This is a genomic window from Marinobacter sp. (genome assembly GCF_048269445.1).
Lineage (GTDB): Bacteria > Pseudomonadota > Gammaproteobacteria > Pseudomonadales > Oleiphilaceae > Marinobacter.
In genome coordinates this window covers 120395-133849 of record NZ_JBLXIQ010000009.1, presented here as the reverse complement: position 1 = coordinate 133849, position 13455 = coordinate 120395, and the positions used below count along the sequence as shown (strand labels likewise).

15 protein-coding genes are annotated in these 13455 nt (G+C 58.6%); 6 read left to right on the top strand and 9 right to left on the bottom strand.

The annotated features are described in order from the left end of the window. Positions 1 to 13: 13 nt before the first annotated feature. Entirely contained in the window at positions 14 to 1078 is a 1065-nt protein-coding gene (locus tag ACN0XM_RS17720) for a hypothetical protein (RefSeq protein ID WP_417568263.1), read from the bottom strand. A 293-nt stretch (positions 1079 to 1371) separates the two neighbouring features. Here ACN0XM_RS17720 and ACN0XM_RS17715 point away from each other — a divergent pair, with 293 nt between their 5' ends. After that, on the top strand, positions 1372 to 1644 hold the full coding sequence (locus tag ACN0XM_RS17715; protein ID WP_417568262.1) for an HU family DNA-binding protein: 273 nt from the start codon (positions 1372 to 1374) through the stop codon (positions 1642 to 1644). A gap of 48 nt (positions 1645 to 1692) precedes the next feature. On the opposite strand, the gene ACN0XM_RS17710 is transcribed toward ACN0XM_RS17715, so the two are convergent. The 8 genes from ACN0XM_RS17710 to gshB all read right to left on the bottom strand — a co-directional run bounded on the left by ACN0XM_RS17710 (position 1693) and on the right by gshB (position 8709). Further along, complete coding sequence (locus tag ACN0XM_RS17710) at positions 1693 to 2730, bottom strand: putative solute-binding protein (RefSeq protein ID WP_417568261.1); 1038 nt, start codon at positions 2728 to 2730, stop codon at positions 1693 to 1695. 213 nt (positions 2731 to 2943) lie between these two features. After that, on the bottom strand, positions 2944 to 4251 hold the full coding sequence (locus ACN0XM_RS17705) for a dihydroorotase (RefSeq protein ID WP_417568260.1): 1308 nt from the start codon (positions 4249 to 4251) through the stop codon (positions 2944 to 2946). After that, positions 4248 to 5261, bottom strand: coding sequence for an aspartate carbamoyltransferase catalytic subunit (locus ACN0XM_RS17700; protein ID WP_417568259.1), 1014 nt, complete (start codon positions 5259 to 5261; stop codon positions 4248 to 4250). The genes ACN0XM_RS17705 and ACN0XM_RS17700 overlap by 4 nt, the downstream gene beginning before the upstream one ends. 27 nt (positions 5262 to 5288) lie before the next feature. After that, the gene (gene pyrR / locus ACN0XM_RS17695; protein WP_417568258.1) at positions 5289 to 5798 is read right to left on the bottom strand and encodes a bifunctional pyr operon transcriptional regulator/uracil phosphoribosyltransferase PyrR; all 510 of its coding nucleotides are present in this window, start codon (positions 5796 to 5798) and stop codon (positions 5289 to 5291) included. A 43-nt stretch (positions 5799 to 5841) separates the two neighbouring features. Then, positions 5842 to 6285, bottom strand: a complete 444-nt coding sequence (gene ruvX, locus ACN0XM_RS17690) for a Holliday junction resolvase RuvX (RefSeq protein ID WP_417568257.1) — start codon at positions 6283 to 6285, stop codon at positions 5842 to 5844. After that, positions 6278 to 6844, bottom strand: coding sequence for a YqgE/AlgH family protein (locus tag ACN0XM_RS17685; RefSeq protein WP_417568256.1), 567 nt, complete (start codon positions 6842 to 6844; stop codon positions 6278 to 6280). Before ACN0XM_RS17685 ends, ruvX begins: the two co-directional genes overlap by 8 nt. Next, complete coding sequence (locus tag ACN0XM_RS17680; RefSeq protein ID WP_417568255.1) at positions 6841 to 7707, bottom strand: energy transducer TonB; 867 nt, start codon at positions 7705 to 7707, stop codon at positions 6841 to 6843. Before ACN0XM_RS17680 ends, ACN0XM_RS17685 begins: the two co-directional genes overlap by 4 nt. A 48-nt stretch (positions 7708 to 7755) precedes the next feature. Next, complete coding sequence (gshB, locus tag ACN0XM_RS17675; protein ID WP_417568254.1) at positions 7756 to 8709, bottom strand: glutathione synthase; 954 nt, start codon at positions 8707 to 8709, stop codon at positions 7756 to 7758. A gap of 297 nt (positions 8710 to 9006) precedes the next feature. On the opposite strand from gshB, the gene pilG reads away from it, so the two are divergent. From pilG to ACN0XM_RS17650, 5 genes are all read left to right on the top strand, one after another. Then, a complete protein-coding gene (gene pilG / locus ACN0XM_RS17670; protein ID WP_417568253.1) occupies positions 9007 to 9399 on the top strand; it encodes a twitching motility response regulator PilG in 393 nt (130 codons plus the stop codon). A gap of 32 nt (positions 9400 to 9431) precedes the next feature. Further along, complete coding sequence (pilH, locus tag ACN0XM_RS17665; RefSeq protein ID WP_088558729.1) at positions 9432 to 9794, top strand: twitching motility response regulator PilH; 363 nt, start codon at positions 9432 to 9434, stop codon at positions 9792 to 9794. A gap of 20 nt (positions 9795 to 9814) precedes the next feature. After that, on the top strand, positions 9815 to 10360 hold the full coding sequence (locus ACN0XM_RS17660) for a chemotaxis protein CheW (RefSeq protein ID WP_417568252.1): 546 nt from the start codon (positions 9815 to 9817) through the stop codon (positions 10358 to 10360). A 91-nt stretch (positions 10361 to 10451) separates the two neighbouring features. Next, complete coding sequence (locus tag ACN0XM_RS17655; protein WP_417568251.1) at positions 10452 to 12527, top strand: methyl-accepting chemotaxis protein; 2076 nt, start codon at positions 10452 to 10454, stop codon at positions 12525 to 12527. Positions 12528 to 12554: 27 nt separating this feature from the next. After that, the gene (locus tag ACN0XM_RS17650) at positions 12555 to 13454 is read left to right on the top strand and encodes a CheR family methyltransferase (protein WP_417568250.1); all 900 of its coding nucleotides are present in this window, start codon (positions 12555 to 12557) and stop codon (positions 13452 to 13454) included. The last annotated feature ends 1 nt before the right edge of the window (position 13455 follow it).

Genomic DNA, 13455 nt, shown 5'->3' with positions numbered 1-13455 from the left:
GGGTGGGGAATGGTTACAGAAGATCATCCAGATCCATGGTTTCAACCTCTTCCTGCCGGTCATCCCAGAAGGTACCAAGCTGGCCAAGCGGCGTACGATGGCCGGTATTCTCAACCCAGAGGCGATCGGAAACCGCCACAATCATGTCGGTTGCCATGGCGTCCACAAACCGCCAGTCCTCATTGGCAGGCGTATTCTCCAAGGACTCGGCATGATCCCGGATGACCGCCCGGACCATGGCGTCATCGCCCTTGTTCAGGGCGGCGATGGCATGAAATACATGGGGCAGCCGCACGCCAGCCGCTTCCCCCTGGGCATCCGCAATTTCCAATCGCTCGAAGGCGTCCTCGCCCTTTGGCTGGGCGCCGGGGATCATGGCCCATACGGTTGCCCGCAAAGCCATGGGCGCGCCCCACCATTTGTCATTTTCCAGGCAGCTGGTGGCCCGGGCCACGATCGAACCGATATTCGCCGGAACACCAATGGATGATGTGGACTGGATCTGGGCATTCAGAGCCTGCAGGCCGGAAAGCAGGCCAGCCATGTAGATGAATTCGTCCATGTCGTCGTCAAAATCGGGACATTCGCCGTCACCGGGTTCCCCGTAATGGGCATTGTGGTGCTGCCATGCGGTGTAATAACGTTGGGCGGCGACGGCATGGGCCCTTTTCTGGCGGATCATGGCATCTTCCGCGGCATTTCCGTTCATGGCATGCATGGCGGCAAGGGCCGCCAGCTCATGTTCCCGCGCCTGTTCGTCGGCACAGCCACCGGCAGACAGGTAGAGCATGACCGCAAGCTGATCCGGCTCACTGGTCACCCGACCAAAGGACATCAGCAGGGGCGCGGTCGCCTCACTCATCGCGCAGCCCATGGCCAGATCATTGCTCTCCATGAGAAAGGGAACCGTATGATCACGGGAAAAACCCTGCATGACATCGCCGGTGGTCTTGTAGACCATATGATTGACCACGCCACAGCCACTCAGGATCGCACTGGCTGTGCAGGCTGCCACCAGGTTACGGAAACGGCGCGCGGTAATATGCGCCTTGCGGGAGGGACTCCGGAAATGGGTCATACCTTCTTCACCTTTTGCGTTTTTGTTCTGATGCAGACTTATCCCAATCGCACGGGCCGGATACCGGCTGGCCAACGCGTTTGTTACAGACTGTAACCAGGCACGCATTATGGCTTACAAGATCCTGTTTTTATGCGACAGATGCCGCAAATGACGCCAAATTACCCACACCTCCAATGCCCTATCGTTTGCACAATAGGCCGTGAGCCACTATAGATAGGAGCAACCGTGAGTCGTTGTGATTCCGGCCAGGACCAGAATAAAAAGCAGAACTACAAAAAAAGGAGTATCCGATGCGCAAACCTGAACTCGCCGCGGCCATTTCTGACCGCACCGGCCTGACCCGTGAAAAGGCCAGCGAAGTGATCACCGCCTTTACCGACCAGGTCTCAGCCGCAGCTTCCCGGGGCGAAGGTACCACCCTGATAGGCTTTGGCACGTTCAATATCCGCAGCCGCGAGGCACGGGAAGGGCGAAACCCGCAAACCGGCGAGCCTCTTCGCATCCCGGCCAGCAAGACCATTGGTTTCAAAGCGGGCAAGGCACTGAAGGACGAAATTCGCTAGGCAGCAACAGGCCCGCATAGGCGGGCCTGCTTTTCTTCAGCGTGGGCCTCAGGTTCCGGCAACGGACGCACACTCGGAACGGGTGGCATCTACCCGGCAGCGAATCGCTTTCATCAGCTTGATGGCGCGCTCATCGTAAACCCCGTCCTCCAAAAGTGACAGTCGAACCTTACGCAGCATCTTGTCATACTCTGCAGTATCTTCCTGTGGCAGATGCATCCAGACATCCTTCGGGATCTCAGCCTCCGCCTGGGCAATAATATCGTAGGCCTCATCAATGCGTTTGATTGCCTGATCCCGCACCATCTGGGCAGCGGAGTCAGGGAAACGTTCGCGGTGGATGATCACCTGAAAGTTCATGTAACCCAAAGCGTACTTCACCACCGCGCCGTTGGGCTGCACACCCTTGTATAGCTCAAGTGGTGTGTAGGCGACCGCAGGGGCGTATGCGAGATCGACGCTGCCGTTATTGAACTTGCCGGCAAAATTGGCCGAGTTCGATCCCACTACCGACGCGCCGACATGGCGAACCATACGGACTGACGCCTGATCATAATCCAGGGTGGCAATCCGCTTGCCTTGCAGTTTCTCCACCGAATCGATACTGCGATCACGGGTGTGCAGGTATATGGCGCCGCCCGGGAAAACACCGGCAACCTCATAGGGACCATCAATCAGGAATGGGCGGGCCTTGGGCTGGCTCAGGGTGTTGTACAACAGCCGCATTTCCTCTTCACCGGGCACCGCCCCCATGGCTTCCAGGCTACCGGTGAACTTGTTAAATTCCCGGGCCCGGGTTCCAGTGAGCAGGACGGCATCGCACTGCCCTGCCTTGAAGTCCTCAGCGGCAACTTTCTCATCGGTGTAGGCGCGAAGGTCCAGCTTGATGCCACTTGTCAGGGCAACCGGCTGAAACGTCTTGGTGATGGCGAACAACGGGCCGTTGGCGCCGACGGGGTCGAACACACAGAAGCTGCGCTCAAGGATCTCGCTCTGAGCCTGGGCATGGCCCAGGGACGGGAATACCAGACTGGCACAGAGGGCAGCCGCCACGGCTATCCGCTGGGGAAGATTTGCTGATTTCACGGGATGACTCCTGATTGTTATTGTCGGGCACCGATACGGTCCTGTGTACCGGCCAGGCCACACTTTCCTTGGTCGACCATAGGCCGACGGCTACAAGAATACGTTGGCACGGGTGCCTGCCATCAAGGGTTTTTCAACAAAAGGGGGAGAATCTGTGACGGTGTCGACAGAGGCACCGCAACCTCTGCCGCACTTTACGCCGGTGCCCGCCGATCAGGCCGACGGCTGTTGCCAGGCTTTTCGGCCCTCAGCGAGAGTGAGCCGGACAACGCCGGGCAATTCCCGGTCGATCACGGGTGCATGACGACCAGCCGAGACGAGGGTCTGTACCCCCGGCGCCCAGAAGGCTTCCGGATCAAACAGGCAGATATCGGCAGGTTCGCCCTCGGCAAGGCGAGCCGTTCGTCCGAGCACCGAGGCCGGGCCAGTGGTCAGCGCCCGGATCAGATCAGGCAGAGCCAATTCGTTCATTTCGACCAGCTCCAAGCCCAGCGACAGCACGCTCTCGATGTTGGACAGCCCGGGTTCCGTGGCCGCCATGGGCGCCTGTTTGGCGGCCGTGTCATGGGGCTGATGCTGGCTCACGATGGCGTCAATGACACCCTCACGAACACCAGCAATCAGGGCCTTTCGGTCTCCCTCGCTCCGCAGCGGGGGCCGCACGTGAAACCGGCTGTCGAATCCGGCCAGGGCGTCTTCGGTGAAAACCAGCTGGTGTATCGCAACGTCCGCGGTTACGGCAATGCCACTACGGCGGGCCTCCGCCAGCATCGCAACACTGCGGGCGCAGGAAAGCTGGCTCAGGTGCAACCGCACACCGGTTTCCTCTGCCAGCAACAGCATCTCCATCACCGCCGCCGTTTCCGCCACCTCCGGAATACCCAGCAGGCCCAGACGAGAGGTTACCAGCCCGTCGTGGGCATAGCCGTCCGCCGCCAGGGCCTGGTTTTCGGGGCTGAACATCACAGTCAAACCAAAGGTCTGGGCGTATGCCATGCACCTGCGTAATATCCGGGCGTTACGCACCCCCCGGGAGCCGTTGCCCACCGCCACACAACCGGCAGCAGCCAGCCCGGCCATGTCGCTGAGCAGATCGCCTTCCAGGCCCCGGGTAATCGCGCCGATGGGCAGCACCCGGATTGGCGACCGACTGGCAGCGCCATCACGTATCAGGTGGGTGACGGCACTGGAATCGTTCACCGGGGAAGTCTCCGGAGAAGCGCAAACCGTAGTAAAGCCGCCATGGGCCGCCGCGAGAGTTTCCGACGCAATATTACCTTTCTGGCCATTGCCCGGCTCGCGCAGGTTGCAGCACAGATCAACAAAACCCGGTGCAATCACACAGTTTTCAGCACTGATGGTTTCGTCCGCCTGCTCCCTGGCGGCCGCTTCACCTATGGCGACGATCCGGCCATCCCGAACCAGCAAAGCGACGTTTTCAGATTCCCTGCCCTCACCGTCGCACAGACGTCCGCCAGTGATTTTCAGGCTGCTGCCGGTGGATGTTTCAACACTGCTCATGCCTGGCCCCTTTCACTCAGTTTCTGCTGGCGCTCAGCCACCTGGCCACCCATGGCCATGGACATGACCGCCATCCGGATGGCGATGCCATTGGTCACCTGGTTGAGAATCACGGACTGCGGGCCATCCGCCACCGCAGATTCAATTTCAACGCCCCGGTTGATCGGGCCCGGGTGCATGACAATGCACTCAGGATGAGCCAGGGCCAGCTTTTGCTGATTAAGGCCATAGAGCCGATAAAACTCCCGCTCGCTGGGCAGCAACGCCCCTTCCATCCGCTCATTCTGCAGGCGCAACATGATCACCACATCCAGGTCTCTCATACCTCGAGCCATATCGTATTCGACCTTACAACCCAGACTTTCCACGTCCTTGGGCAGCAAGGTCCCCGGGGCGATCACCCGGATCTCCTCCGCACCAAGCACATTCAGGGCACGAATCTGGGAGCGGGCCACCCGGGAATGCAGTACATCACCCACAATGGCTACCTTCAGCCCCTCAAACCGTCCCTTGTGCTGGCGAATGGTGAGCATATCGAGCATCGCCTGGGTCGGGTGGGCATGGCGGCCGTCACCGGCGTTAATAATGGCAACGCCAGGGGTGACGCTCTCGGCGATGAAATGGGGGGCTCCGCTTTGCGAGTGGCGGACCACGAACATGTCGCTGGCCATGGCTTCCAGATTCAGAAGCGTGTCAGACAGGGATTCACCCTTGGAGGTAGCCGAGGTGCTGATATCAAGATTAAGCACATCGGCAGAGAGACGTTTGGCGGCCAGCTCGAATGTGCTGCGGGTGCGGGTGCTGGATTCGAAGAACAGGTTCACCACGGTCCTGCCACGAAGCAGGGGCACTTTCTTGATGGTGCGTTCGCCGACCTCAATAAATGAATCGGCCGTATCCAGAATGTCGGTCAGCAAGGCGCACTCGAGGCCATCGAGCGTCAGAAAATGGCGCAACTGACCATCCCGGGTCAGCTGCAAGTGGTGCGGGGAAGGGTCGTTTGCGGTCATGGGTCGCCTGTTATCTGGTTCGGAGGTTTACTGTCCGGCTTCCTGAAACTCGATACGGAGCGGGTCGGGGCCACGGAGCTTGACGCGTTGACGGGAATCCAGCGCCAGGGTCCTGCCTGTCACATCCGGCTGGATCGGCAGTTCCCGGGCTCCCAGGTCAATCAGGGTGGCCAGTATGATACTGGCTGGGCGGCCATAATCGAAGATTTCATTCATCGCCGCGCGGATAGTCCGGCCGCTCATGATGACATCATCAATCAGGATGATGTCCCTTCCTTCGGTATCGAATGGCAGACTGGAAGGCTTCACCCTTGGGTTCAGCCCGATGCGGCTGAAATCATCACGATAGAAGGAGATATCCAGTTCCCCGAACGGCTCTTCGATATCAAGACGCTTGCTGAGCACATCCGCCAGCCAGACCCCACCGGTACGGATACCAATGAGTACTGGGGATTCAACGCCTCGTAGCTCTAGAACCTGGCGCAATCCGATTTCCATCTGTTCTAGCAACTGGTCCATATCAAGCAATGCGGTCATGACTGCCTCACTGTTATTAAAAGCGGGGGGACTATCCATATTTTCATTCACCGACACGGGTGCCCTGCAGGCCAAACCAGGTTTCCAGAATCAGAACCGCCGCCCGGTCATCCACTCCATGGCGACCAAAATCTCGGCTGCCACCGGCGGCCATCACATCACCCTTCGCCTGAAAACTGGTCAGGCGCTCGTCCACCATTTCAACGGGCACATGGTAACGGCCGTGGAGGCGCTTGCCGAACTTGCGCGCCCGGGCACACATATCGTTCTCGGTGTCATCCATGTTCAGGGGCAGACCAACCACCACCAAATCCGGACGCCACTCCTGCAGCAGCATTTCAATCTTTTGCCAGTCCGGGATACCGTCCCGGGCGGCAATCAGCGCCACGGGCTGGCCGGTTCCCAGCATTTCCTGGCCAGTGGCAACGCCGATCCGGCGGGTTCCGAAATCAAACGACATCACGCGGCGGTTACCGGGCTCAGGCATGGCCGACCGATTCGCTGAGCTGGTTAAGGTCAATCCCAATCAATTCGAGTACGGCTTTATAGCGATCTTTCCATGGTGTTCGAAACAGGATATCCGTGTTGGCAGGACACGTGAGCCAGGCGTTACTACCCAACTCATCCTCCAGCTGGCCCTCGCCCCAGCCCGAGTAGCCGAGCGCCACCAGGTATTCCTCCGGGCCTTCCCCGCGGCCAATGCCTGCCAGCACATCACGGGAGGTGGTCAGCAGAACGTCTTCGGTCACCTTTGCCGTGTTCTGCCAGGTGGTTCCGGGAGGATGCAGGACAAAGCCCCGCTCCGGCTGTACCGGCCCACCACTGAAGACCGGCAAATCGAGCTCACCACCAAGCAGGTCCAGTTGCTCCAGAATCTCACCAAGGTGGATGTCCAGAGGGTGATTGATCAGCAGCCCCAGGGCACCGTCGTCGGAATGTTCACAGAGATAGACAACACCGCCATGGAAGCGCGGGTCGGCAAGATAGGGTGAGGCCACCAGAAAGTGGTGCCGCAGACTGTGAGGAGAGTGTTTTGACGCTGTCATCCGGATGTCAGCCCCCGACGCTGGAAGGACCAGGTTCGTATGATTTCGAGTTCATCGACCTCTTGCCGCATTTCCTCGGGGAAGGGAGCAAAAGGTGCGGCCATCCTGACAATCCGGATCGCCGCATCATCGAGAACAGTGCTGCCGGAGGACTGCAGAATCGCCACTTCTTTAATTGTGCCATCTTTCTGCAACGACACCAGCATTCTCAGTGTGCCATAGATTCCGGCACGGCGCGCCTCAGTGGGGTAGTTGATGTTGCCAACCCGGGTCACCTTGGTCACCCAGTTCTGTACGTACCACGCGTTGGTGGATTTAAGTGTGGACGCTGCGGTTACGCGCATCACCCTCGGTTTCCGGGCATACGCCTTTTGCTGGGCATCGAAGCGGGCCTCCAGGCTGGCGATCTCGAGACTGCGCTCCATCAGGCTCTTTTTCTTGCGCACCGGCAGTGGCTCTTCTTCCGGTGTCGTCCGCTCCTCTGGCTGCCGCACTTTCTGACTGGACGGGCTTTCAGTCTGCACCACCGTTTTTTCCTGTCGCGGCTGCGGCTTGGTCTGGGCGGGCGGTTCCGGCTGAACCTGGGCCACTTCCGGCTGGCTGACCTCGGCAGGCCGGGGCGTGGTCATTTCCTGGACCTCCTCCTCAGTACCGCTGCCCTGCTGGCTGGTCTGGGCAAGAAAGTCTGCTTTGTCCGGCGCTTTCTCGTCATCAAACTGCGAGAGGGTGATTTCCATGGTCTGAGCGGAGGACCGGGGCGGTTCAGGCGCAAAGCTGATACCCAGCACGACAATGGCGTGCACCGCCAAAGCCATAAAAAGGGTGAAAGAAAACCGGTCGAAGTCGCTTACCTGAACTGCCATTCCTGATCTTGGTCCTGTCGTTAAACCTGTCCCGCCAGTGTTGCCGGGTTACGCCTGTCCCAGACGCTTCGCAATGGCGTCTATCAGCATGCCACTGATATCGATCCCGAAGGCCGCATCCAGTTCCCGAATGCAGGTCGGGCTGGTGACATTGATCTCGGTAAGGTAATCACCGATCACGTCCAGCCCGACAAAGATGAGTCCTTTTTCCCGAATCACCGGGGCGACCCTGTCACAGATCTCACGGTCCCGGGCGGTCAACTCGCGGCCTTCGCCCCGGCCGCCAGCGGCAAGGTTGCCTCGATTCTCGCCGTGGGAGGGAATTCGCGCAAGTGCATAGGGCACCGGCTCACCGTCAATCAGCAGAATGCGCTTGTCGCCGTCACTGATTTCCGGGATGTATTTCTGGGCCATGGCCTGATGGCTGCCATAGTTGGTCAGGGTCTCAATGATCACCCCGAGATTGAAGTCATTTTCCCGGATACGGAAGATGGAGTGGCCACCCATGCCATCCACCGGCTTCATGATCACATCACCGTGCTCGGCGTAAAACTTCCGGAACCGGGTCGCTGAACGGCTGACCAATAAGGGCGGTGTCAGATCCTCAAACTGGGTGGCAAACAGCTTTTCATTGCAGTCACGCAGTGTTGAAGCAGGGTTGACCACCAGCGCGCCCTGTTGCTCGGCCGACTCCAGAATATAGGTGGCCATCAGGAACTCTCGGTCCACCGGAGGATCCTTGCGCATCAGGATCACATCGAGATCACCCAGAGCCCGATCCTGGCTCGGGCCGAAGCTGAACCAGTTCTCGGGATCCATGTGAACAGTCAAGTCCCGGGTATGGGCCATTGCCCTGCCACCATCCAGATACATGTCCGGCAATTCCATGTACTCAATCTCCCAGCCCCGCTTCTGGGCTGCCAGCAACATGGCGAGCGAACTGTCTTTCTTGAAGTGGATATCTTCAATCGGATCCATCACGATCCCGAGGCGGACGGTCATAGGCTATCTTGCGCTCCTGAGGGTTGAAAACACGAACCGGTCTGCAGAGTGCACCGGGCAATAAGTGCTATGCTGTGAACTCAGATGGTATTGTACCCGAGCTGTGAATGCATCCGGAGAAATCCTCAGTCAGTTACGTGACGTTGCGGGCAGAAGTACATTTGGTCACAAACTAATACTTTTTATCCGGCCATTGATAATCTATAAATGAGCGGGGTTTATAGAAGAACCTTAAGGTTTGTGTTAAAAACCCCGTTTTAAAATAATGACAGTCGCTGAGCGCAAGGCAGTTGGACAATGGATGACAACTTCGAGAACTTGAAGATCATGGTGATCGACGACAGTAAAACCATACGTCGCACCGCAGAAACCCTTCTGAAAAAGGTCGGCTGTGATGTCATCACCGCGACTGACGGCTTTGACGCTCTCGCCAAGATTGCCGATTCCCATCCGGACATCATCTTTGTTGATATCATGATGCCCCGCCTGGACGGCTACCAGACCTGCGCACTCATCAAAAACAATTCCTCATTCAAAAAGACGCCGGTTATCATGCTCTCCAGCAAGGACGGGCTGTTCGACAAGGCCAAAGGCCGGATCGTAGGTTCGGACCAGTACCTGACCAAACCGTTCAGCAAGGATGAGCTTCTTAATACCATCCGCCAGTATGTTCCGCAGGCGGAACAGTAAACCTGCTGACACCAAGAACCATCGAGGAAACCATGGCCCGCATTCTCATTGTTGACGATTCCCCTACCGAGGTTAAGAAAATCTCCACCATCCTGGAAAAGCACAAGCACGAAGTGCTGACCGCCGACAACGGCGCGGACGGCGTTGCCAAGGCCCGCGCTGAAACCCCGGATCTGGTTCTGATGGACGTGGTTATGCCGGGCCTGAACGGCTTCCAGGCAACCCGCCAACTGACCCGCGCACCGGAGACCGCCTCCATTCCGGTGATTATCGTTACCACCAAGGATCAGGAAACTGATCGTGTGTGGGGCACGCGCCAGGGCGCCAAGGGTTATCTGGTCAAGCCGGTTAACGAAGACGATCTGATCAAAACAATCAATAGTCTGATTGCCTGATCCCCAACCGTGGAGTAAGCATGTCCGCCCAGGCCGCCCCTTTTGCCGTTCTGACGGATATCGCCCAGCGCAGCCGGTCCATGGCAGCCGGACTGCCGGAACAGCAGGAAGCCGTTGAACTCTGGAATGGCATCGGCTTCGTTCTTGCGGGCGAACGCTACGTTGCCCCAATGGGTGAAGTCACTGAAATCCTCCACGTCCCCCGGTTTACCCATATTCCGGGGGTCCGCCCGTTTCTACTCGGAGCCGCCAATGTTCGTGGCCGCCTCCTGCCTCTTGTCGATCTCGCCGGTTTTTTTGAAATTCCCCGCTCGTCCCGGAGCCAGCGGGAGCGCCGGGTACTTGTGGTTGAACAGGGGGACATTTTCAGTGGGCTCGTGGTCGACAGCGTGTTAGGCATGCAGTACTTCGCAACAGACAGTTTCAAGGATGCGCTCGAAGGCGTACCTGAAAACGTTCGGCCGTTTGTCTCAGGCGGATACGAGCGCAACGAAGAAGTGTGGAAAGTGTTTTCGGCCGTCGACCTGCTCGAAGACGAACGCTTTCTGGACGTCGCACAGTGGTAAGGGTGGTGACAATGGCAGGAACATCACCCTGACCGCCTGAAACCCGATAAAACAAACTTGCCAATTTCTTGAAGAGGCCGGGAGCCAGAAAATGAAGAACAGAGCCGGAAGACTCGGTATGGGACAGGGGGGCAACAAGCTGGTTGCCGGCCTGATCGCCGCACTGATTGCACTCACCGTCCTGCTCGTTGTGGTGCTGTTCATTATCAACAAAGACAGCCAGAACGATCAGCAATACATTGCCAACACCGCCGAGCTTAGGGTGCTCTCGCAGCAGATCGCGAAGAACGCAACTGAGGCCGCCGGTGGCACTGCCGAAGCGTTCAACCAGCTGCGCCGCTCCCGGGACGAATACCAGCAGCTCTGGACGAACGTGACCGAGGGCAACTCGCAGACCGGCCTGCCACCGAGTGAACTGGCCCAGCAAAGTGGTGTTCAGGAGCACTGGAACACTGTCCGGGAAAACGCCGACAGCATCCTCTCCACCCAGGACGCTGTGCTTGGGCTGCACGAGGTTGCCCGAACCCTGAACGAAACCATTCCGCAGCTGCAGGTAGAGTACGACGACATCGTACAGATCCTGCTGGACAACAACGCCCCGGCCGAACAGATCGCACTGGCACAGCGCCAGTCCCTGCTGGCAGAGCGGATTGTCCGCTCGGTCAACAACGTACTGTCCGGTGACGAGGACGCGGTTATCGCCGCCGACCGGTTCGGCCGGGACGCCAGCCTGTTTGGCCGGGTTCTGGAGGGCCAGCTCAATGGCAACGAAGCCATGGGTATCTCCCGGGTAACCGATGAGGACGCAATCTACGGCCTTGAAGCTGTAGACGAACTGTTTGAATTCGTGTCCCAGAACGTGGATGCCATCCTTGAAGCCTCTCCCGACCTCTTCAAGGTACGCACCGCCGCCAGCGACATCTTCCAGAATTCCGAAGTACTGCTCTCGGAGCTTTCCGTACTGGCAGAGAATTTCCGCAACCAGTCCGGCTCCCGTCTGATCAGCCCGACTCTGGCCTTTGCCATCCTGGCCGCCATGGTTGCGATTGTTGTGTTCATCGGCCTCGCCCTTTACCGGGAAGCTCAGGCCCGACTCGCGACCACGCAAGAGCAGAACGAACAGAACCAGAACGCGATCCTGCGACTGCTGGACGAACTGGCCGACCTGGCTGATGGTGACCTGACCACCGAGGCCACGGTTACCGAGGACTTCACCGGCGCCATCGCCGACTCCATCAACTACGCGATCGACCAGATGCGCGGACTGGTACAGGCGATTCGTGGTACTGCTGTGCGGGTAGCGTCAGCGGCCCAGGAAACCCAGGCCACGGCCATGCACCTTGCCGATGCTTCCGAGCACCAGGCTCAGGAAATTGCCGGCGCCTCGGCCGCTGTCAACGAGATGGCGGTGTCCATCGACCAGGTATCCTCGAACGCAGCCGAATCCTCCGCGGTTGCGGAGCGGTCGGTTGCGATCGCCAAGAAGGGCGCGGAAGTGGTACAGAACACCATCCGCGGCATGGACAACATCCGTGAACAGATCCAGGAAACCTCCAAACGGATCAAGCGTCTGGGTGAGTCTTCCCAGGAAATCGGTGACATCGTATCGCTGATCAACGACATCGCCGACCAGACCAACATCCTGTCCCTGAACGCTGCAATCCAGGCCTCTATGGCCGGTGACGCGGGCCGGGGCTTCGCGGTAGTTGCGGACGAAGTTCAGCGACTGGCGGAACGTTCCTCCGCGGCAACCAAACAGATCGAAGCGCTGGTTAAGACGATCCAGTCGGATACCAACGAAGCGGTTATCTCCATGGAACACACCACCGCCGAGGTGGTCCGTGGTGCCCGTCTGGCCCAGGATGCGGGTATCGCGCTCGAGGAAATCGAGAACGTATCCATGTCTCTGGCGGAACTGATTCAGAACATCTCCAACGCCGCACGTCAGCAGTCATCTTCTGCGGCGCACATTTCCAACACCATGAACGTTATCCAGGAAATCACGTCCCAGACTTCGTCTGGTACCAATGCGACGGCGAAGTCCATCGGTAACCTGGCAGAAATGGCGTCCGAGTTGCGGTCCTCCGTTGCCGGCTTCACCCTGCCAGAAGAAGACGAGGCGGATCAGGAAGAAGAGGAAGACAGCGACGTTCCGGTGGTGGGCTGATTTCGGTTCCAGGGCTGTTGACGGTTTATGGCGCAAATGCATAACAACCTGTCACCTGCCGAGGGCATCTGGTCACTGCGTCGACTCCCCGATATGGACGAGGCGCAGTTCAGCCAGTGGCAAACCCTGCTGGAACATCGCACCGGCATAACCCTGTCGGCCGAGCGCCGTTCGTTTCTGGAGACCAACCTTGCCATCCGGATGCGGGAAATCGGCTGCAGCAGCTATCAGGCCTATTATGAGCAGATCGTGTCCGGGCCGGATGCGATCAGGGAATGGGCAACGCTGGTAGACAGACTGACGGTTCAGGAGACCCGGTTCTTCCGGGATCCCGACGCCTTCCGGCTGGTTTCCGACTATGTGCTGACAAGGCCGCGGGAGCCATTGAAGAAGCGCCCCTTGGAAGCCTGGAGTGTCGGGTGCTCCACCGGAGAAGAGCCATACACACTGGCCATGGTGTTGAACGAATGCATGAGTCAGCTGGCGTTGCCACCACTTTTTGGCGTCACCGGCTCTGATATCAGCAAGCCCGTGATCGACAAGGCCAGGAACGGCCAGTTCAATCCCCGCAAATTGCTGGGAATGGACGAAGACATGAAATCCCGGTATTTCCGCCCGGCCGAGCGGAATACTGTAGAAATTGTGAATAGCATCCGTGACCGGGTGTGCTTTACCAGACTGAACGTTCTGGATCTCGACAAGGCACCCATGCACGGGATGAACATAATATTCTGCCAGAATCTGCTGATTTATTTTCGCCGCTGGCGCCGGCGGGAAATTGTCAAGCGACTTGCAGAGCGGCTGGCGCCCGGGGGGTTGCTGGTGCTGGGCCAGGGGGAACTGACCGATTGGCAGCCTCCAGGTTTACAGAGAGTTCCCTCGGAACATGTGCTGGCGTGGATCAAACGCCAGACTGACGAAGAATAAC